Annotated in this window: 15 protein-coding genes; 7 read left to right on the plus strand and 8 right to left on the minus strand. The window is 66.0% G+C overall.

Features of this window, described 5'->3' with window-relative positions:
- Positions 1 to 138 precede the first annotated feature (138 nt).
- The 6 genes from MF607_RS17140 to MF607_RS17165 form a co-directional block, all read right to left on the minus strand.
- Positions 139 to 1,083 carry a 3-keto-disaccharide hydrolase gene (locus tag MF607_RS17140; protein WP_242121042.1) on the minus strand — a complete coding sequence of 315 codons (945 nt, stop codon included), beginning with the start codon at positions 1,081 to 1,083 and terminating at the stop codon, positions 139 to 141.
- Positions 1,080 to 3,611: a glycoside hydrolase family 9 protein gene (locus tag MF607_RS17145; RefSeq protein ID WP_242121044.1), complete on the minus strand. Its 2,532-nt coding sequence runs from the start codon at positions 3,609 to 3,611 to the stop codon at positions 1,080 to 1,082. The genes MF607_RS17140 and MF607_RS17145 overlap by 4 nt, the downstream gene beginning before the upstream one ends.
- 91 nt (positions 3,612 to 3,702) lie before the next feature.
- Positions 3,703 to 4,995, minus strand: a complete 1,293-nt coding sequence (locus tag MF607_RS17150; protein ID WP_242121046.1) for a serine hydrolase domain-containing protein — start codon at positions 4,993 to 4,995, stop codon at positions 3,703 to 3,705.
- A gap of 141 nt (positions 4,996 to 5,136) precedes the next feature.
- Entirely contained in the window at positions 5,137 to 7,026 is a 1,890-nt protein-coding gene (locus tag MF607_RS17155) for an Ig-like domain-containing protein (protein ID WP_242121048.1), read from the minus strand.
- A gap of 424 nt (positions 7,027 to 7,450) precedes the next feature.
- Positions 7,451 to 7,612 (minus strand): hypothetical protein, encoded by a 162-nt coding sequence (locus MF607_RS17160; RefSeq protein WP_242121050.1) that lies wholly within the window; start codon positions 7,610 to 7,612, stop codon positions 7,451 to 7,453.
- A gap of 32 nt (positions 7,613 to 7,644) precedes the next feature.
- Positions 7,645 to 8,598: a diguanylate cyclase domain-containing protein gene (locus MF607_RS17165; protein ID WP_242121053.1), complete on the minus strand. Its 954-nt coding sequence runs from the start codon at positions 8,596 to 8,598 to the stop codon at positions 7,645 to 7,647.
- A gap of 239 nt (positions 8,599 to 8,837) precedes the next feature.
- On the opposite strand from MF607_RS17165, the gene MF607_RS17170 reads away from it, so the two are divergent.
- The 6 genes from MF607_RS17170 to MF607_RS17195 all read left to right on the plus strand — a co-directional run bounded on the left by MF607_RS17170 (position 8,838) and on the right by MF607_RS17195 (position 14,773).
- Entirely contained in the window at positions 8,838 to 10,322 is a 1,485-nt protein-coding gene (locus tag MF607_RS17170) for an efflux transporter outer membrane subunit (RefSeq protein ID WP_242121055.1), read from the plus strand.
- On the plus strand, positions 10,322 to 11,704 hold the full coding sequence (locus MF607_RS17175) for an efflux RND transporter periplasmic adaptor subunit (RefSeq protein WP_242121057.1): 1,383 nt from the start codon (positions 10,322 to 10,324) through the stop codon (positions 11,702 to 11,704). Before MF607_RS17170 ends, MF607_RS17175 begins: the two co-directional genes overlap by 1 nt.
- Positions 11,694 to 12,413 (plus strand): ABC transporter ATP-binding protein, encoded by a 720-nt coding sequence (locus tag MF607_RS17180; protein WP_242121059.1) that lies wholly within the window; start codon positions 11,694 to 11,696, stop codon positions 12,411 to 12,413. Before MF607_RS17175 ends, MF607_RS17180 begins: the two co-directional genes overlap by 11 nt.
- 196 nt (positions 12,414 to 12,609) lie before the next feature.
- On the plus strand, positions 12,610 to 13,818 hold the full coding sequence (locus MF607_RS17185) for an ABC transporter permease (RefSeq protein WP_242121061.1): 1,209 nt from the start codon (positions 12,610 to 12,612) through the stop codon (positions 13,816 to 13,818).
- Positions 13,815 to 14,300: a peptide-methionine (S)-S-oxide reductase gene (locus MF607_RS17190; RefSeq protein WP_242121063.1), complete on the plus strand. Its 486-nt coding sequence runs from the start codon at positions 13,815 to 13,817 to the stop codon at positions 14,298 to 14,300. Before MF607_RS17185 ends, MF607_RS17190 begins: the two co-directional genes overlap by 4 nt.
- Positions 14,301 to 14,470: 170 nt before the next feature.
- On the plus strand, positions 14,471 to 14,773 hold the full coding sequence (locus tag MF607_RS17195; protein ID WP_242121065.1) for a hypothetical protein: 303 nt from the start codon (positions 14,471 to 14,473) through the stop codon (positions 14,771 to 14,773).
- Between the two features lie 42 nt (positions 14,774 to 14,815).
- Here MF607_RS17195 and MF607_RS17200 read toward each other — a convergent pair whose 3' ends face one another.
- On the minus strand, positions 14,816 to 15,070 hold the full coding sequence (locus MF607_RS17200) for a hypothetical protein (protein ID WP_242121169.1): 255 nt from the start codon (positions 15,068 to 15,070) through the stop codon (positions 14,816 to 14,818).
- Positions 15,071 to 15,243: 173 nt separating this feature from the next.
- Here MF607_RS17200 and MF607_RS17205 point away from each other — a divergent pair, with 173 nt between their 5' ends.
- Positions 15,244 to 17,331, plus strand: coding sequence for a catalase (locus tag MF607_RS17205; protein ID WP_242121067.1), 2,088 nt, complete (start codon positions 15,244 to 15,246; stop codon positions 17,329 to 17,331).
- Between the two features lie 383 nt (positions 17,332 to 17,714).
- On the opposite strand, the gene MF607_RS17210 is transcribed toward MF607_RS17205, so the two are convergent.
- Positions 17,715 to 20,624, minus strand: coding sequence for a glycoside hydrolase family 31 protein (locus tag MF607_RS17210; RefSeq protein ID WP_242121069.1), 2,910 nt, complete (start codon positions 20,622 to 20,624; stop codon positions 17,715 to 17,717).
- Positions 20,625 to 20,667: the final 43 nt, after the last annotated feature.

Consider the following 20,667-nt stretch of genomic DNA (forward strand, 5'->3'; position numbering starts at 1 on the left):
AAATATAGCGCCTCTCGTTCGTCCTGAGTAGCTGTTGAGCCTGTCGAAACAGCGTATCGAAGGACCGTTGGCGGCGGATGCTTCGATACAGGTCTTCGACTTCGCTCAGCCCTTACTCAGCACGAACGGCTCGTGTATTTACTGGTTCACCCCACCGACCACGATACGCGGCAGCGTCCGGATCGGCTCGACCGTTATGTCGCGGAACCACGTCTCCGCGCCTTCCGACTGCAACTGGATGCGGCCATGGGTCAGCGGTTGGCGGCTGCCATCGGCAGCGATGGTGGCGAGGTCGCGGACCTCGGCGACCGGCACGCCGTTGACGACATGCACCGCGCGGTCGCCCACGACATAGAGGTCGAGCGTGTTCCACTCCCCAACCGGCCGCTCGGCATCGGTCGCCGCCTCGACATTCCAGGTCGGGGTGCCGTTGACGATATCGATCCTGCGCCCGCCCGCGCGGTAGCGCAGATGCGGTGCGATCAGCGACGGGTCGAAGGCGACTTCGGTATGACCGCGCACCTTGCCACCGACCGCGACGATCATGCCGGTCGATCCGGTCATGATCTCGAACTCCGCCGAGGGTCGCCACGTCCCGAACACGTCGCCGGGCGCGCCGTGCGTGTGATAGAGCAGACCATTGTTGCGCGGCTGCGTCTCGCGCGGGGCATAGGTCCTGGTCCCCCATTTGAAGCGCAGGCGCAGATGATAGTCGCGCAAGTCGGCGCGGTGGACCAGGCTGCCCCAGGTCTCGCCCTTGACCCAGATTGCCGGGGCGCCGTCGACCATCCGCACCGCGAAATCGCCGCGCGTGTCGCGACCGGTGCCGATCGGCTTGTCCGGCGGATTGCGATAGGTCAGCGCCGGGTCGGCATAGCCGAGCCACGGTTCCCAATCCTTCAGGGTCCTGCCGTCGAACAGCGCGATCCGTTTGCCCGCGGGCTTCGGGATATCAACCAGCGTCAGCCGCTGCGGCGTCGTGGCAGGCGTGCCGGCGATGGCCCGTGCCGTCTCCTTGCTGTCCTGCGCCAGCGCCGGGCCGGCGAGCAGCAATGCGGTCAGGACGAAGCGACCTACGCTCATTTCCCGCCCCCGATCCGCGCGGCAGCGTTGGCGAGGGTCAGGTACATCGCGCCTTCGGGCACGACATATTCATTCTCGCCCCAGAAGAACGGCCAGTCGTCGCGGTTCTCGGGATAATCGGGTTTGAGCAGCAGCACGCCGGGTACCACCCCGCCGGGGATGAACGAAAAATCGGCACGGTTGCTGCCATAGGCGACTTCCTTCGACTCCGCGCCCACCCCCGATACGAACGACTTGGCCGATGCCGGGTGATGACCATGGATGAAGTCGAGCGCACGCAGCACCGGCGCGGTATCGACGATGGTCGGGAACACGCGGTGCAGCGCATCGGCATTCAGCCCGAAGCCCAGCACCGCCCCGCTCCCCGCCCAGCCCCCGGCGGTGATCGGCACGCCGAACGGGTTGGCCGTGGTCATCGCCGCCGCCCGCTTCGCCCAGTCACGCGCGGCGGGTTCGATCGTCGCGCGGTAGCTTGCCGGCATGTGCGGCACGACCTTGGCGATCAGCGTCGCGGTGCCGTCGAACCGGCGCAGCATCGCCGGGGTCAGCGCCTGCACGCGATCGGCATAGCGCCGGTCGCCGGTCGCAATCAGCAATTCGACCGCCGCGGTGAACTCCTCCTCCTCGATCGGGCCGCCGGTGGTGTTGCCGTGGCGAAACGTGTCGGGCGCGTGCGCATGCTCGTCGGCCCAGACGCGCTGCGCCCGGTCGAGACAGCGTTTGGCGAAGGCCGGGTCGCGATCCTTCCACGCCCGCGCGGTCGCCGCCAGCGCCGCTGCCGATCCATAGTTGAGCGCCGACGCCTTGCTGGTGAACGCCCAGCGATCGTCGGGCGTGCCGCTGCGCCCGCCCCTGGTATCATAGGCGCGCTGATAGGGTTTGAGCTTCGCGTCATAGACCAGGCCGTCGGTCTTGCTCGCCGCATCGCCCAGATGGGTATATTGGCCGACATCCGGTTCGACGATGCCGTGGATCGCATGGCCGACCGCGTCGAACTGCGCCAGCAACTGCACGCTACCATGGCGGATCTGCTGCAATATGTCGGGCACGCCATCGGGGACGTGCATCTCGACTTTGCGCGCGGCCCAGTCGACCGTGACGGTATCGCGATCGATGCCGAACGTCTCCCACGCATCGACCAACTGCCGCACGACCTGATATTGCGTCTGGGTGCGGATATCGAAGTCGCCGGCATCGAGCCACCCGCCGACCGCGAGGCCGGGAATATGCTCGCCGGGCTTGAAGCGGGTGTCGGTGGTCGGCCCCTGCCGGTACAGGTCGATATGCTCGTGATTGACCGGCGCCTGTCGTGCATCGTCGCGATGCGGGTCGCCATGCCAGACGCGATAGGCTTCGTTGACCAGCATATGGTCCATCGCGATCGGGAAATAGACGTCGTTGGTCAGGTGCCAGGTGCCGGCCATCACGTCCGGCCCGATCGGAAACGGCGCGCTGCGCGTGGTGCCGTAATCGATGGCATAGGTGCCGGGCGTCGTGACGCCGCTGAAGTCCAGCTGCGTATAGCGGTAGCGCAGATAGCTGCCCCACTCCTTCGCCACCGGACCGGGAACGGCCACGAACGTCCCCGCCGCGTTCAGCCGCAACAGCCGGGGTTTGAGCGCGCGCCTGTCATCGCGGTCGAGCTCGATCGTCGCCACCTTCGGGCCATCGGCAAGGTAGCCGATCTGCGAATGGCCGATTACCGGCGGCCGCAGCCAGTCGGGCACGCTGTTGGCGTCGAGCGTCCATTCGACGACGGTGCCGGTCCGGCCACCGGGCAACAGTTGCCGGACGACATACCAGCCATTCTGCGCCTGATTACGTCCATCGAACAGCGCGAGCGTCCCCTCGCGCGTGGCGATGCCGACCCGGTGCGCGGGGTCTTCGGGAGCGAGCGTCAGGCTGCGTGCCGTCGCGAAGGGCTGCGGCTCGGCACCGGGGCCGTCGCTGCGCCCGCTGGCGAGATTGCGTTCCGCCGTCAGCGTCATCGCATCGGCTGGATAGCGCGGGAACAGCGCCGCGCGGCCATCGGCGGTATAGCTGCGGTGAAAATAGGCCGAGGGCACGAATTCTAGGTTCAGGCCCGCCTTCCCGACCATCGCGGCGGGAAGCGGCTTGTCGAGGATCACCGACAGCACGACCTTGCCGCCGCGCCGTTCGGCCCGGACGGTATAGTCGAAATCGGGATAGCGCATCACCGCCTCGATCACGCCCGCGCCCTTGTCGACGCGGCGACGGACAAAGGCGGCGGCCGGATCCCATTGTCCCGGCGTGGCGGCGAGGCGGACATCGCCGTTGGTGGCGGTCCGCACCCCCTGCTGGATCAACTCGACGCCGCTGATCTTGGCATCGGCGAACAGCCCTTCATTGACGTTCGAAAATACCAGCCAGTTGACACCCGGCGCCTCGAAATAATCCGACCGGTCGAGCCGCAGCTCGGGCGCGGCCGGCGGCGCGCTTTGCCCCCATGCCGGCACGCTCGACGCGAGCAACGCAGCCACCAACCCGCCCATGCGACGCACGGTCATAACCCCTCCCAACTCTTTTCGTTACCGCTACCATAGGGAGCGGGCACGGCTTGGCAAGGGCATGAAATCGTTCGCTATCTTGGGCTAACTGCTATCGAAGTGCCTGATAGATCAGCGCGCGCAGCTTACCATGATCGTCGATATTCCCGGCGGGCAGCAACTGCGTCATGTACACGACGGTCAGCCGTTCGGCGGGATCGACCCAATACGTACTGTGATATGCCCCGCCCCAGCCAAATTCGCCGACCGATCCCGGCTCGCCCGCCTTGCCCAGATCGGTGCGCAGGCTGAACCCCAGCCCGAACCCCTCGCCCGGTTCATAGGGGATGTCGACCAGTTGATCGCTGACCATCAGCTCGACCGTCTTGCGCCCCAGATAGCGCCGCCCGTCCAGTTCGCCGCCGCGCCGGAGCATTTCGAGGAAGCGGCTGTAATCCGCCGCCGTCGACAACAGCCCCGCCCCGCCGGACATCGCGACGCGAGGGCCGTGCAGATAATGGCCCTGTCCGACATGGCCGCCACCGTCCCATTTGCCCGGATCGGGGTTGCGGCGCACGCCGCCCGGATCGGCGGCGTAGACGGTGGCGAGCCGCCCCGCCTTGGCCGGCGGAAGATAGAAGGACGTGTCGCGCATCCCCAGCGGACCGATCAGCCGCTCGTTCAGAAATGCGTCGAGCGTCTTTCCGCTGACCTTCTCGACCAGCACGCCGAGGATGTCGGTGCTGTAGCCATAGACGAATTTCGTGCCCGGCTGCTCGGCCATCGGCAGCGCCGCCATGCGTTCCACGACGTTCGCGACGGGTTCGTTGCGATCGGCGAAATACCAGCCATAGATGCCGGCATCGCGCCATGCCTTGTCGGCCGGACCGTTGCCGTAGGAGATGCCGGCGGTGTGGGTCAGCAGGTCGCGGATCGTGATCGCGCGTTTCGCCGGCACCACGTCATAGCCGCCCTGGTCGTTGGCGACCGCAACCGTCGTCTTGCCCCAAGCGGGCAGATATTTGCCGACCGGATCGGACAGCAACAGCTTGCCCTCCTCCATCAGCATCAGGATCGCGACGCTGGTCAGCGCCTTGGTCTGCGACGCGATGCGGAAGATCGCGTCCTGCCGCATCGGATCGCGCGCTTCCTTGTCGCGCCAGCCCACCGCATCGGCATAGACGGTGCGGCCGTCCTGCTGAATCTGCACCACCGCACCGGCGATGCGGCCCTGATCGACATAGTCCTTGAGCAGCGCCGACAGCCGCGCGAGCCGTTCGGGGGAGATCCCCGGCACCGGCCGGGCCTGTGGTGCGGCGACCTGCGCATGGGCGGCGGGCACCGCCGGCAGCGTGGCGAGCAATATGGCGGACGCGAGCGCCCGGCTCCAGACCTTCATCGACATGACCCCTCCGATCGTTGCCGCATGTCTAGCGGAACGGACCGGGCGTGGACCAGCGCGTTCGTGTCTCGCCCCAACAAAAACGGACGCCGATACACTGTCGCCAGCGCATCGACGTCCGTTCCGGTCGTCTATGGTAGAGGATCAGGCGAAGACGAGGCCACCGACCCCGGCGTTCGATCCGATCAGCGAGTAGACATAATAGGTCACGCCGTCCTCGGTGACCGATCCGTCGAATTCGACCTTGGTCAGCGCATTGCCGTCGACGTCGGTCATGGTGATCGTGCCGGTACCGTCGGGAAGCGAGATATTGCCCCGGCTGCCCATGATGATGCCGTCATTGTTGCCGTCGTACAGCTTGGTCGTGGTGACGATCAGGTCGTGCTTGCCGAAGCGGTTGATCGTATCGTCGCCCAGGTCCACGCCGAGACGGGTGTCGAAGAAGAACACGTTCTTCGAATTGTCGGCGGCGTCGCCCCAGAACACGTTGTCGCCGAACGTCCCTTCCTTCGCACCGCGCGGACGGATGCTGTCGTCGCGATAGATGAAGTTGCCCTCACCATCGCTGCCGAGCAGACGCAACGCCGATACGCCTTCGATCTGCACCGTGTCGCCGGTCGCGTCGAGGGTGACGCGGTTGTTGCTGAGGCCGATATAGTTGTCGTTGTTGCTGTCGTACAGCTTCTTGTCGATCACCAGCAGATCGTCCGAACCGAAGTTCACGATGCGATCATTGCCCGACGTTGCGGCCGTTTCGAAATAGAAGGCGTCGGAGCCGGTCGTGCCCCTGAGCACTTCGTTGGCGCTGCCGCTGCCGTTGATGATGTTATAGTTCTGCAACAGGTCGAGCACGGGGTCGACCACCGGATCGACGATGATCGGTGCCGCCTCGACGGTCAGCTTCACCGTTCCGTTCGTCTTGTTGACGCCGTCCGACGCCGCATAGACGAAGCTGTCGCTGCCGCTCCACCCTGCCTTGGGCACATAGACGAACGAGCCGTTGGCCGAGAACTGGATGGTGCCGTTATTGGGGCCGTCGACCAGGCTGGCGGTCAGCGCCTTGCCCTCGGGGTCCCTGTCGTTCGACAGGACGTTGCCCGACAACTTGCCGTCTTCCTTGCCCGAATAGCTGTCGGCACCGACGATGGGCGCGAGATTTTCGGCGGGCGGCGGCGGCGGCGGCGGCGTGGTGCCGGTACCGGAATCGATCTCCGAGATCGTCGCCTTCAGATTGTCGGTGACGCCCATATACATGGTGATCTTGGTCGACTGGCCCGCCTTCAGCGTGCCGAGGCTGAAGGTCAGGTTCAGCGTCTGGTCGACGGTCCTGCTATAGCCCGCCGCCTGCGACGTCGCCGCCGACGCATAGGGATCGAGGTTGACGAAGCCGTAGAAGGAGGCGTCGGCGCGCGAATCCTGCGAATACAGGAAGAAGGGGGTGTCCTTCTGCAGCATCGCCGTCACCAGCGCGCCATCGTCGTCCTGCTTCTCGATCTTGTTGGTCGTCGCGAACATTCCCGACTGGTCGGGATCGGCGGTCCGCATGTAGCGGACGTCGCTCATCGTCGACGACGACTTGTTGGTCAGCGTCACGTCGATGCGGATATATTTCGCGTCATCGGCAAGGGTGATCGTCTGCACGATCGCCAGATCGTCCTTGGTCGAACCGGCCCAGTTGGCGACGCCGTTGGCCTTGCCCGACGCATCGCTCAGCGTGCCCTTGACCTGATAATAGCCGGTCAGCAGCTGGTTGCTCTGCACAACCTTGGTCGAACCGATATTGTAGCCGACATTGAACCCCTCGATCGCGCGGCCCTGCAGCAGCGCGTCGTCGAGCGTCGTCTCCTTACCCTTGCCGAAGCCGTCGAGGTCGGCGACGAGGCCAAGCCGCAGAAAGCCGGAATCGGCGTCGGTTTCATACCCCTTTGGCGCATTCTTGGTCGTGCCAAGCCCGCCCCATGCATTGACCCCTATCCCGAGATAGGTTCCCTGCAGGAACAGTTCACCGTTAGAAACCGTGCTAGAAATAGTCATCAAAATCCCCGCTCGAACTGCATCGATCCAGATTAATGCCAAACATGCGACAGCGCCCTGTCCGAAGACAGTCGGGCCGCTTTCCACCGCGCCATAGTAGGACTTTTGGAAATACTTGTTACAACGATACAGACAGGCACCGCCGGCCGCGTTATTCACCTCGCGATCGGCACGACCCCGATTTTCGTTGCCGTTATTGTGGCGCTAAGCGAAGCCTCCCGTACCGTCGATAGTCCGGCGATGAGACGTTCAAGATTCGCGCCAAATTGGCACAGTCAATGGAACCGAAATCGATAGAAGCTATTCGTCGACGCATTGCACCGTTTCGTCGTACGCAAACTATCGCGATCGGCAGCGATTTGCCGGCTTGCCGGCAAGCGGCACCGCCTGTTTTGCCGCCGCGTTTACCATGATTCGCAACAGGTTATAATGTCACATAAATCTGGCGCGAGAGGGTGCGTTTGCTGCGCTGCAAGGCGGTCCGCGACGGTTCGTCGTTGACCGTCGGCGACCCGATCGCGGCGGCGGTCGTCCGGGGCACGTCGTCGCGTTCGGCGACATGGGCCTCGCAAGTAAATCTGGTCACTGCCACTATACGACGACTTGGCCGCGCGAAGGTCAGCCGATCTCGATCAGCCGCGCTTCGGCCACGACGCGATTGCCGCCCTGCTTGCGCGCCTTGCGCGACAGGCGCACCGCCGCCTTGGTCACGTCGCGCGGCAGCCGCCCGCGACTGCTCGCGACGCCGGCCGACAGCGTGACCTGTCCGAGCGGTTCGTCGGTCTCGCGCACCTTCAGGTGGCGTGACGCCATTTCGGCGCAGGCGCTTTCCAGTCGGGCGATGCCGGTCGCCAGATCGGGCTCGTCGATGACGGTCAGGAACGACGCGTCGCCCCAGCGTCCGACCTGATAGGGCGCACAGGCGTCCTTCAGCGTCATTGCCGCCGCCTTAAGCACCCGGTCGCCCATCGCCTCGCCATGCAGCGCGACGAATTCGTCGAGCTGGTCGATATCGACGACCGCCACCGAACAATGCCCGATCGCGCGGATGCACGCGTCGAGCCGCTGCGCCATCGCCTCCCACCCCGGCAGGCCGGTCAGCGGATCGCGTCCCATTTCGTCGCGCACACCGTTCAGCGTGTCGCGCAGCACCTGCGCCTGTTGCAGCGCGGCGGACAGCGAGCTTTCCGCCTCGGCGGTGCGTTCGATCATGAACACGACCAGTCGCTGGATCTGTTGCGGTTCGGCCGACACCAGTTCGGCAGCGGTGCGGGTCAGGTCCTGGTTCAGTCCGCCGGTCGCCATCGCGACGCGGGTGAGCAGTTCGAGCAACTGGATTGTCAACCGGTCGAACGTGCCGTCGGTGAGGGGCGACACGATTTCGGGCATCAATGCCCGTACCGCTTCGGTGCGCAGCCGCACCCCGCCCTCGATCTCACGATCGACCGCATCGGAAAATTCCCGGTCGACCCCCGCCAGATAACGATAGGCGAACGCATAATGTTCGGGACTATGATCCAGCTTTTGCGCATCGAGAAACCGCAGCGCCCGTGCGCCGATACTATCTGCCATGCCCATTCGCCACTGCTACCGATCGCGCAGAAGCCTAGCGCAATGGCGTTAACGGCGGACTACCATATTGCGGGATTTGCGCGGTGTTGGCTCCGTTTCGGATCGTTCCGGCGCCCCCTTCTTTCCGCGGAGCGTTGCGCGGCGGCGAGGACTTCGCCCCCAAACTACCCCAAATCGTCGCGACAAACTGCGACAGTTTCGTGCTGGACGATGGTCCCGTTCAGGCATATCGTTTATCGATGTTGCGCCGAACCGCCTTACCTGGCCTCGCGTTGCTGGCGAGTGCCTGTACCACCGGACCCGCCTATCGCGCGCCGGTCGATGCCGCGCTGGGCGTGCCGTCCACCTTCTCGGTGGCGCGGACGCAGGCCCCCCGCGAGGACCTGACGCGCTGGTGGGCGCGGTTCGACGATCCGTTGCTCGGGCAACTGGTTGACCGTGCCGCCGCCGACAATCTGGATGTCGTGCAGGCCGTCGCACGGCTGCGACAGGCGCGCGAGCAGCTGGTGCAGAGCCGGGCGTCGCTCTTCCCGCAACTTTCCGCCTCGGGCAGCTATTCGCGCCTCGAAGTGCTGCGCGGCGGCGGCGGCACCACGACCCTGCCCGACGGCACCATCGTCCAGCGCAATATCGGCGCATCGGACAGTTTCTCGGTCGGCGGCGATGCGCGCTATACCGCCGACCTCTTCGGCGGCGTCCGCAGCGGCATCGCCGCGAGCCGGGCGCAGTTCGATGCCACCCGCTACGACTATGCGACCGTTTTGCTGTCGGTCCAGTCGGAGATCGCGCGCAACTATTTGACCGCACGGCTTGCGCAGGCGCAGCTTGCCAATGCCCGGGCGTCGATCGCGTTGCAGGACGATAATCTGGAGATTGCCGGTTTCCGGGTGCAGGCCGGTCTCGTCTCGTCGCTCGACGTCGAACAAGCCCGCACCGCCCGCGCGCAGACCGCCGCGCAATTGCCGCAGATCGAGGCGAGCTATGCCGCCGCCGTCGCGCGTCTGGGCGTGCTGACCGGGCAGGCACCCGGCGCGCTGCGGACCGCGATGGCGCGGGCTGCGGCGATCCCGACCGCCGATGCGCGGATCGGCACCGGCATTCCCGCCGACACGCTGCGGCTGCGCCCCGACGTGCTGGCCGCCGAGCGCAACCTCGCCGCCGCCGTCGCGCAGATCGGCGTGGCGACCGCGCAACTCTATCCCGCGCTCAGTCTGGGCGGGACGGTCGATACCAATGCGACGTCGTTCGGCGCGCTGACCGACATCATCAACGGCCGCCTGTTCGCGTCGATCGCGCAGACCATCTTCGACGGAGGGCGGCTGCGCGCGCAGGTACGCGGACAGCGCGCCGCCGCCGATGCCGCCTTCGCCGCGTATAAGCAGACGGTGCTGACCGCGCTGGAGGACGTCGAGAATGCGATCGTCTCGCTCGACAGCGCCACCGCGCGCGAGCGGGAATTCACCGTCGCCGCCGACGCCGCGCGCAATTTCGCGCTGCTCTCCCGGCTGCAATATCGATCGGGCCTGACCGACTTCACCACGCTCAACCAAGCGGAATCGTCGCTGTTGTCGGCGCAGAACGGGCTAGTGCAGGCGCGGGCCGATCGCGCGACCGCGCTGGTGCAATTGATGACCGCGATGGGCGGCGGATGGAGCGACGCCGCCATCCCCGACCCCGTCACCGCCCCGACCCCCGACCGCGCCGTATATAGCAAGGACCGCTGATGGCCGATCCGACCGACCCCGATCTTGACCAGTTCCTGCGTGTGAAAGCGCAACCGCGCTGGCGCAAATGGCTGAAATGGGCGCTGATCGCGCTGGGCGTGGTGCTGATCGGCCTTGCGGTGCGCAGCTGCGTGAAGGGCGACGACGCGCCGAAATATGCGACGAGCGTGATCGCACAGGCGCCGCTGACCGTCACCGTCTCCGCCACCGGCAAGCTGGCCCCGACCAATCAGGTCGAGGTCGGATCGCAGCTGTCGGGCCTCGTCACGCAGGTCGTCGCCGACGTCAACGATCGCGTCCGTGCCGGGCAGCCGCTGGCGCTGATCGATCCCGAACAGCTCGACGACGCGATCCGGCAGGGGCAGGCGCAGGTCAGCGCCAATCAGGCACAGGTCGCGACTGCACAGGCGACCTTGTCCGAAGCCCGCGCCCAGTTGCAGCGACTGGAAGAAGTCCGTCGCCTGTCGGGTGGGCGCGTCCCGTCCGCAACCGAACTCCAGACGCAACAGGCGGCGGTGCAGCGCGCCGAAGCGGGCGTGCGACAGGCGCAGTCGAACGTCGTCGCCGCCCGCGCGCAGCTCAATTCCAGCCAAACACAGCGCTATCGCGCGATCATCCGCTCGCCGGTCAACGGGGTGGTGCTGGCGCGGCAGGTCGAACCCGGCCAGACCGTCGCAGCATCGTTCAATACCCCGACATTGTTCGTCATCGCCGAGGATCTGAGCCAGATGAAGCTCGAGGTCGCGATCGACGAAGCGGATGTCGGACAGGTCAAGGACGGCCAGCGCGCCGACTTCACCGTCGATGCTTTCCCCGGGGAAACTTTCCCCGCGAAGATCACCCGTGTCGATCTCGGCTCCAACCTGTCGTCGCAATCGTCGTCGACGACCAGCACGACCAGCGCGGCGAGCACCACCGGACAGGTCGTGTCCTATGCCGCGACGCTGTCGGTGGCCAATCCGGACCTGAAGCTGCGCCCCGGTATGACCGCGACCGCAGAGATCGTGACGCTGGAACGGCCGCGCGCGCTGCTGATCCCCGACGCGGCGCTGCGCTTCCGCCCGCAGGACAGCGACGCCTCGGCCGGTGGCGGCGGCCTTGCCGGCGCGTTCGGCCCGCCGCGCAGGCGGCGCGACGGCGGCGCGGGCAAGGCGGCGACGATCGGGCGCGGGTCGCAACAGACCGTCTATATCCTCGGCGACGACGGCAAGCCGCAGGCCGTCCAGATCACCACCGGCAACAGCAACGGCGCGATGACCGAAGTCACCGGCGGCGGCTTGCGCGCCGGCATGAAGGTCATCACCGCGCAACTGGCCGACCCGAGCGGCAGGAGCAGCAAGGGCGGCGCATCGAAGGGCGGCGGGGGTCCGCGTGGCAACTGACGCCCCCCTGATCCGCCTGCGCGGCGTCACCAAAAGCTATGGCGAGGGCGCGACGCAGTTCCAAGCGTTGAAGGGCGTCGACCTCGACATCATCGCCGGCGATTTCGTCGCGGTGATGGGGCCGTCGGGGTCGGGCAAGTCGACGACGATGAACATTCTCGGCTGCCTCGACGTGCCGACCGACGGCACCTTCCTGTTCCGCGGCCATCACGTCGAACGGCTGAACCGCGACCAACGCGCACTGCTCCGCCGCAACTATCTCGGCTTCGTGTTTCAGGGGTTCAATCTGCTCAGCCGCACCACCGCACTCGAAAATGTCGAACTGCCGCTGCTCTATCGCGGCGACGCCAAGGCGGAGCGGCGGCGCGCATCGATGGCGGCGCTGGAGAAGGTCGGGCTCGACAAATGGTGGGACCACACCCCCGCCGAACTGTCGGGCGGGCAGCAGCAACGCGTCGCCATCGCCCGTGCGATCGTCACCAACCCCGACGTGCTGCTCGCCGACGAGCCGACCGGCAACCTCGATTCCGAACGTTCGGTCGAGATCATGCATCTGCTGACCGACCTCAACCGCACCAGCGGCATCACCGTGCTGATGGTGACACACGAACCCGACATGGCCGCGTTCGCCCGGACGGTGGTGCATTTCAAGGACGGGCTGGTCGAGCGGATCGAGGCGAACCACGCGCAGGGGGAGGTGGTGGAATGACTAACCTTTACCTTACAAACCCGTTTGGTTCGAGCAGCTTCGAGCCTGTCGAGAAGCGTCCGTCGAGAACGCCCCGCCCCGGACGTAACCTACATGGGTCGCCCCAGCGGAACCCCGTTCTCGACACGCGCTTTCGACAAGCTCGATCGCTGCTCGAACCAAACGGATATGTCCGGGATAAGGGAAGGATAACCGGATGCTAGGCACCACCTTCCTCCTCGCGATCCGCTCGATCCTGCGCCACAAGCTGCGTTCGTTCCTGACCACGCTCGGCATCATCATCGGCGTCGCGGCAGTCGTCACCATCTCGACGCTGGGGCAGGCGACGACCAGCGCGGTCCAGTCGAACATCGCCAGCCTCGGTAGCAACATCCTGCAGGTCCGCCCGGGACAGGGCTTCGGTCGCGGCGGCGGGGGACCACGCCCGCCCGATTTCGACGAAGCCGATGTCGAGGCGATCCGCGACCAGATCGCCGGCGTCACCGCCGTCGCCCCGCAGGCGCAATCGACCGCCACCGCCATCTATAACGGCGCCAACTGGTCGACGACGATCAACGGCACCACCAACGCCTATTTCACCGTCCAGCCATGGCCGTTGGTGTCGGGCCGCACCTTCTCGCCCGAAGAGGAAGCGGCGGGCAAGGCGGTGTGCATCATCGGCAATACCGTGCGCACCAATTTGTTCGGCGGCGGCGAGGCGGTCGGATCGCGCTTCCGCATCGGCAATGTCAGTTGCGACGTGATCGGCACGCTCAGCACGCGCGGACAGGCGGGGTTCGGCGGCGATCAGGACGATGTCGTCATCATGCCGATCAAGACGGTGCAGCGCCGCTTCACCGGGACGCGCGACATCCGCCTGATGCTGGTCGGGGTCAATCCCGCCTATGACGGCGCGCAGGTCCAGCAATCGCTGACCCAGCTCTTGCGCGAACGCCGCAACATCTCCGGCGGGAAAGAGGATGATTTCAACATCTTCGACACCGCGCAAATCTCCGCCACCATCACCAGCACCACGACGCTGCTGACCACGATCGTGTCGGCGGTGGCGGCGATCAGCCTGTTGGTTGGTGGGATCGGGATCATGAACATCATGCTGGTGTCGGTGACCGAACGCACCCGCGAGATCGGCATCCGCCTCGCCATCGGCGCGGTCGCGTCCGAAGTGCTGATGCAGTTTCTGGTCGAGGCGGTGGCCCTGTCCTGTCTCGGGGGACTGATCGGGCTGCTGATCGCGCAGGCCGCCGTCGCCGGCTTGTCGATCGCCAGCGACCTGCCCTTCCTGTTCGTGCCGCAGGTCAATGCGCTGGCGTTCGGCGTGTCGGCGCTGATCGGGGTCGTGTTCGGCTATTTCCCCGCCCGCCGCGCCGCCTCGCTCAACCCCATCGACGCGCTTCGCCACGAATGATGCGGATCGGTCTGGGCGGGGGCTGCCATTGGTGTACCGAGGGCGTCGTGCAGGCGCTGCGCGGTGTCGAGACGGTCGAGCAGGGGTTCCTCCGCGCCGATCCGCCGTCGGACGCATGGGCAGAAGGGGTGGTCGCGATCTTCGACCCCGCCATTCTGCCGCTCGACACGCTGATCGAGATCCATCTGCGCACCCATTCGGGTGGCGGGGGCTATTCGCCGAATGGCCGCTATCGCAGCGCCGTCCATGTCTGCGAAGCCGGCCAGGCGGACGTGGCGCAGGCGGTCATCACCCGCGTCGCCGCCGAACGCGGCGAGGCGGCACCGACGCTCATCCTGCCCTTTCGCGACTTCACCCCGTCGGAGGATCGCTACCAGGATTACTACCGGACCGACCCGAACCGCCCCTTCTGCCGCCGCTATATCGACCCCAAGCTCGATTTTCTCCGCGCACAATTCGCCAATATGGTCCGCAGCGGATAGACGTTCCCAAAGTATGGGAGTTTTCACCGCTCTTTAGTGGCAAATCACACGAACTACTCCTGCCGCAAACCGCAAACCCACGCAATTCCGCCGTTTTTCAGAACTGGCACGGTCGCTGCAAAGTAGCTGGCAACCCCGGAACGCACCGGATTGTACAGGGAGACAGCATCATGACCGCCATCCGTTTCGCCACTTCGATCGTCCTCGGCCTCGTCGCCGCCACCGCCGCGCAGGCCGCCGAACCCAATGCCGCCCCGGCATCCAGCCCCGTCGCCGCCAGCATGTCGGCCCTGCCGCTGACCGTCACGCTCGCCGCCGGCCCCGCCGCTGTCGCCTACAAGGCGGCACCCAATGCCCGCTACTGCTTCCGCGTCGAACGCACCGGCTCGCACATCGCGCCGCGCATGTGCAAGACCCGCACCGACTGGCAGGCCGCCGGCGTCGATCTCGACGCGGCACTCGCCGGCCGCTGACCGACCGGTGTCGCCGCCGGGCATCGCACCGGCGGCGACACCCTATTCCTCGACCAGCGGCACGACCTCGAACGCATAATCCCGCCAACCGCGTTGCCGGGCGGCGTCCTGCGTCGCGATCCGCTTGCCATTGGCTTCCTTCAGCGACGCGGCATGGCCCCAGAACACCTCGGTCCTGCCGTTTTCCAGCGTCGCGACGATCCGCCAGAAATGGGTGAACGGCGCGCCGGTCGGGCCGATCGTCTTGACACAGCCATCGGCCATCGTCGCGGTCAGGATACGCTTCTTGCGAGCCATCGCCGCCGCATAGCCGCCGCGCGTCCCGTCGTCACGCTTGCCGACACACCGACGCCGATCGAGCCGACCCCACGCCGACACGACGGGCTTTTGGGCGAATTCGAACAAAGCGCCGGATCTACCGCAACTTGCCCGGTCGCGATCCGTTGGCGTTCCGAACGATGAGGAATGCCATGACCGACCTATCGACGCGCAATCCCGGCAACGGCGGCGAAACGCATCAGACGACCGATGCCGATCACCCGGTGCTGACCACCAACCACGGAACCCCGATTTCTGACAACCAGAACCAGTTGAAGGCAGGCGCGCGCGGCCCCGTGCTGATCGAGGACGAAGTCTTCCGCGAGAAGATGAACCATTTCGATCACGAACGCATTCCCGAACGCATCGTCCATGCCCGGGGCAGCGCGGCGCATGGCTATTTCGAATGCACCGACAGCCTGGCCGACATCACCGTCGCTGACCTGTTCCAGAAAAAGGGGCAGCGCACCGACGTGTTCGTCCGCTTCTCGACGGTCGCGGGCGGATCGGGATCGGTCGACACCCCGCGCGACGTGCGCGGCTTCGCGGTGAAATTCTACACGCGCGAAGGCAATTGGGATCTGGTCGGCAACAACATTCCCGTCTTCTTCATCCAGGATGCGATCAAGTTCCCCGACCTGATCCACGCCGCCAAGATGGAGGCGGATCGCGGCTATCCGCAGGCGGCGACCGCGCACGACACCTTCTGGGACTTCATCTCGCTGATGCCCGAAGCGACCCATATGATCATGTGGGCGATGTCCGACCGGACGCTACCGCGCACCTTCGCGAACATGGAGGGGTTCGGCGTCCACACCTTCCGCTTCATCAACAAGGAAGGCAAGTCGACCTTCGTCAAGTTCCACTGGAAGCCCAAGGCGGGGCTCGCCTCGACGATCTGGGACGAGACGGTCAAGATCGCCGGCGCCGACCCCGATTTCCAGCGCCGCGACCTGTTCGAACGGATCGACCGCGGCGATTTCCCGGAATGGGAACTGGGCGTACAGCTGTTCGACGAGGAGTTTGCGAACAGCCTGCCCTATGACGTCCTCGACGCGACCAAGATCATCCCGGAGGAAGTGCTGCCGGTCCGCATCGTTGGGCGGATGGTGCTCGACCGCTATCCGGACAATTTCTTCGCCGAAACCGAACAGGCCGCGTTCGTGCCGAGCCATGTCGTCCCCGGCATCGGTTTCTCGAACGACCCGCTGCTGCAGGGCCGCCTGTTCAGCTATACCGACACGCAATTGTCGCGTCTGGGTTCGGTCAATTTCCACCAGTTGCCGATCAACAGCGCCAAGGGCCGCGCCGCCGCGGCGGGCTGCCCGTTCATGAACCAGCAGCGCGACGGTCATATGCAGATGGCCGTGCCCAAGGGCCGCGCCAATTACGAACCGAACAGCCTCGCCAAGGCCGGCGAGGAAGCGGGCGCACGCGAGGATGCCGAAAAGGGCTACAAGACCTTCCCGTCCGAGGAACACGGCCAGAAGCTGCGCATCCGCCCCGAAAGCTTCGCCGACCATTACAGCCAGGCACGGCTGTTCTTCCGGTCGATGGACCCGGCCGAACAGGCGCACATCGCCTCCGCGCTCGTGTTCGAACTGTCGAAAGTCAGCCTCGAACATATCCGCACGGCGATGCTCGCCAATCTGCGCAACGTCGATGAAGGACTGGCGAGCCGCGTCGCCGACGGGCTGGCGATGGACCTGCCCGAAGCGTCGCCGACCGCCGCCCCGGTACAGGACATGGACCCGTCGCCGGCGCTGCGCATCATTCGCGGGCCGCTCGAAAAACATACGCTCGAGGGGCGCACCGTCGGCATCCTGATCGCCGACGGTACCGATGCCGGCGACCTGAAGACGCTGAAGGACGCGGTGAAGGCCGCTGGCGGCCATGCGATGACGATCGCACCGAAAGTCGGCAAGGTACCGCTGTCTGATGGTTCGACCATCGCCGCCGATGCCCAACTCTTCGGCCAGCCCTCGGTCACCGTCGACGCCTGTGCGGTGATCCTGTCGGACGAGGCCGCGCAGAAGCTGACCAAGGAAGGCGCCGCCATCCAGTGGGTGATGGACGCATTCGGCCATCTGAAGGCGATCGGCCATAATGCCGCCGCCAGGCCGCTGCTCGACAAGGCCGGGGTCGAACCCGACGAAGGGGTCACCGACCTCGCCGGCTTCGTCGACGCCGCCAAGCAGCGCTATTGGGACCGCGAACCGAAGGTCCGTACCCTCGCGTGACGCATCGGGCCGGCGGTCACGCCGCCGGCCCGCATCGCGGTTGCGGGCGATATCGAGCCATCGATCCGCATCGTGCGCAGGCCGACCGGCCGATATTCGTCAGGCGATGATTGCCACTTCAGGGCCGATCGACACTCAAGGTTCGCCATTCTTCCCTCTCCCCTGGGCAGGGGAGAGGGTTAGCGGAGCTTTCCAGCCTGCTGGCTAGCGCAGCTTGGGAGAGGGGTCGAGCGAGCCAAAGGCTCGCGCGCTCGCTTGCGCGAGCGCTTCACCCCTCACCCAGCTCCGACTAAGCCTTTGCTACGCAAAGACCAAGTCTGCGCAACCCTCTCCCCTCTACGAGGGGCGAGGGGAGGAAGGGCTTTTCTGAATGTCGATCCGGCCTAGAACCGAACCGTCTTCGGTTTGCCGTCATAGCGGATGGTGCGGGTTTGGGTTGGGATGACGATGTTCAACTGGCGCGTCGCGATCATCCCCGGGAAACTGCCCTGCCGGGCGCCGATCGTCAGCGTGCGGCGGGCGTCGTTCCACGTCAGGTCGTAGGTCGCGCGCGCACCGCGTTCATAGGCATAGGTCTCGTTATCGTCCTCATAGACGGTGAAACGGCCGTTCGCGCCGGGATAGACGCGGATCTCATACGGGGCGTCGGGCTTTTCGGTCGCATATTGCTGCAAAGGCCCGAGCGGCAGGATCGCGCCCGCGCGGACATAGAGCGGCGTGATGTCGAGCGGCACGTCGCGCGTCACCTCGCGCCCGCCGGCCAGGCGTTCGCCGGTCCAGAAATCATACCATCCACCCGCCGGCAGATAGGTGCGGACCGCCAGCTTGGGCGCCTCCCCCGCTCTCGCCGCGACGGCGCGCAACTCGCCCGGCCGCCGCCATGCGAAGCGCAGGTCGCGTTCGCCGTCCCCCTGATAATATTCGATGCGGATCGGCACCCGCTGCCCCTTGCGCAACGTCACCTTGCCGCCGGTATAGCGCGACGCCCCGCTGGCCCAGTTCTCGACCAGCTTCCTGCCGTCGACGAACAGACGCACGCCGTCATCGCCCTGCAGCCCCAGCTCATATTCGCCGTCCTCGGGCGCTTCGAGCATCCCTTCCCAACGGGCGGAGAAATCGTTGAGACGGGTCAACCCCGGCGGCATCGGTTGCAGCGGCGGTTCGGGCCAGCGTTTGTCGAGGATCGCGTCGACCACGCGGCCGGCCGGCCGGTCGAAATTGCGGCCTTCGAAATATTGCCCCGCCAGTCCCGGCCTGCCGTCGGGCGTGGTCAGCGCCGTTGCGGGGACGGTCGCGGCAGGCTCCGGCTCGACATGATACATGGCGCGGGTGACGGGATGGGCCAGCAGCGCGCCACCGAACATGAAGCTGTCGTCGATCGCATGGACGCGTGCGTCGTCGGGAAAGTCCATCGCCAGCGGCCGCATCATCGTATAGCCCGCCGACGTCACCTGCCATGCGGTCGAATAGATATAGGGCAGCAGGCGGTAGCGCAGGTTCACTGCATTGAGCAGCGACCCATATACCTGCGGATCGAGCGTCTTGAAGATATAGGGTTCGCGTTCGATGTTGGTGCCGTGGACGCGCATCAGCGGATTGAACGTCGCATATTGGAACCAGCGCGCGAACAGTTCGCGATAGGCCGGGTTCTTTTCACCGCCGCTGAAGCCGCTGACGAAGAAGCCGCCGGTATCCTGCGTCCAATAGGGATTGCCGGTGACCGTGACGTTGACCCCGCCCGCAATCTGGTGGCGCAGCGTCTCCCAGCTCGCCTGGGTATCGCCCGACCATGATACGGCGGCGGTCCGCTGCGCCCCCGCCCATGCCGAACGGGTCAGCGTCAGCGCGCGCTTGTCGCTGGTCGCGCGCTGCCCGTCATAGGTGCCCTGCGTCGTCATCAGCGTATAGGCGTTGAGATAGCGCGAGAAATCGCCGAGCGCATTGCGGCCCAGCGACTTGATGTCGTCGACCGCCGCCTTGGCGTCGTGCATCGCGGTGCTGACCTCGACCTCGGTCCCGTCCATCCACAGCGCATCGACGCCCTTGTCGAGCAGCCCGGCCTTGGCATGTTTGAAATAGATTTGCCGCCCGAGCGGGCTGAACGCGTCGTAGATCCGCGCCTGTTTCGAAATCCAGTGGAGCGGCGCGAAGCGCAGCCCGTGCCGGTCCAGTTCCCTGGCCAGCGCGGTATCGTTGCCGACCGATGGCCAGATCGACACCATCAGTTTCAGATGCAGGTCGTGGATGCCGGCGATGGTGCGTTCGGGATCGGGGAAGCGGGTCTTGTCCCATGTCATCCCGCTCCAGCTACCGTCATTGCCGCCCCAATATTGCCAGTCCTGCACGATGTAATCGAGCGGGAAGCGTTCGCGGCGGAACGTCCGCGCGACTTCCAGCAGCCGGTCCTGCGTCGGATAGCGTTCCTTGCTCATGAACAGGCCGAACGCCTGTTTCGGGATCATCGGCGCGGCGCCGGTCAGCGCGCGATAGGCGCCGATCACGCCGTCCATCGTGTCGGCGCCCATGAAATAGTAATCGACCCCGCCCGGCGCGCTTTCCGCCCACAGCCGCGCCCCGTCCGCATCGTCGGCAAAGCGCATGTGCGAATAGGTGTCCCACAGCACGCCATAGCGGCGGTTCGACACCATCACCGGGATGATGATGCCGATATTGGTCTGGATCAGGTCCAGCTTGGCACCGCGACGGTTGATGGTCGCATCGTCGGTAAAGCCGAAGCCGTAGATCGCCTCGTCGGGCCGCAGGGTGAAGCGGTTCTCGACCGCATAGCTCGGCGCGTCCGAGATCGTCACCGGCGTCACGCTTTGCGGGCGGGCGGCATCCTCGGCGGTGTAGAGCTTGCCGGCGGCATCGAAGAAGCGGACCGCGCCGCTGCGCTTGTCGACCGACAGTTTCAGCCTGGCGGTGGCGATGGTCAGCGTGCCGGCGGCGTCGGTCACGGTAAAGGCGGTATCGACCGGCGGGGCGGTGACGACGATGCTCTTGGCGGTCCAGTGGTTGCGGCCGTCATTGCTGTTCACCCGCACCGTCGCCGGGCCGTAGAACAGGATCGTCTTGACCACGGCGCCAACCCGGAACTGCACGCCGCTGCGCAGCCGGACATAGGCAAAGCCGGTGGCGGGCAGGCCGGCGACCGCCTGCGGATGCCCATTGGCGTCCAGCCCGGTCGGCGCGGCGATTTGCGCCGCGGCAACCGTCGGCACGGTCAGGCCGACGGGAGCGGCCAATGCCCATGCCAAGGCGCCGAACGCCGTGCCCGATCCGATCCGTTTCATCGCCATATCCCTTTCACCCGTTCGATCGTTGCACGTCGCGACC

Source organism: Sphingomonas lacusdianchii (assembly GCF_022664395.1).
Classification (GTDB): Bacteria; Pseudomonadota; Alphaproteobacteria; order Sphingomonadales; family Sphingomonadaceae; genus Sphingomonas; species Sphingomonas lacusdianchii.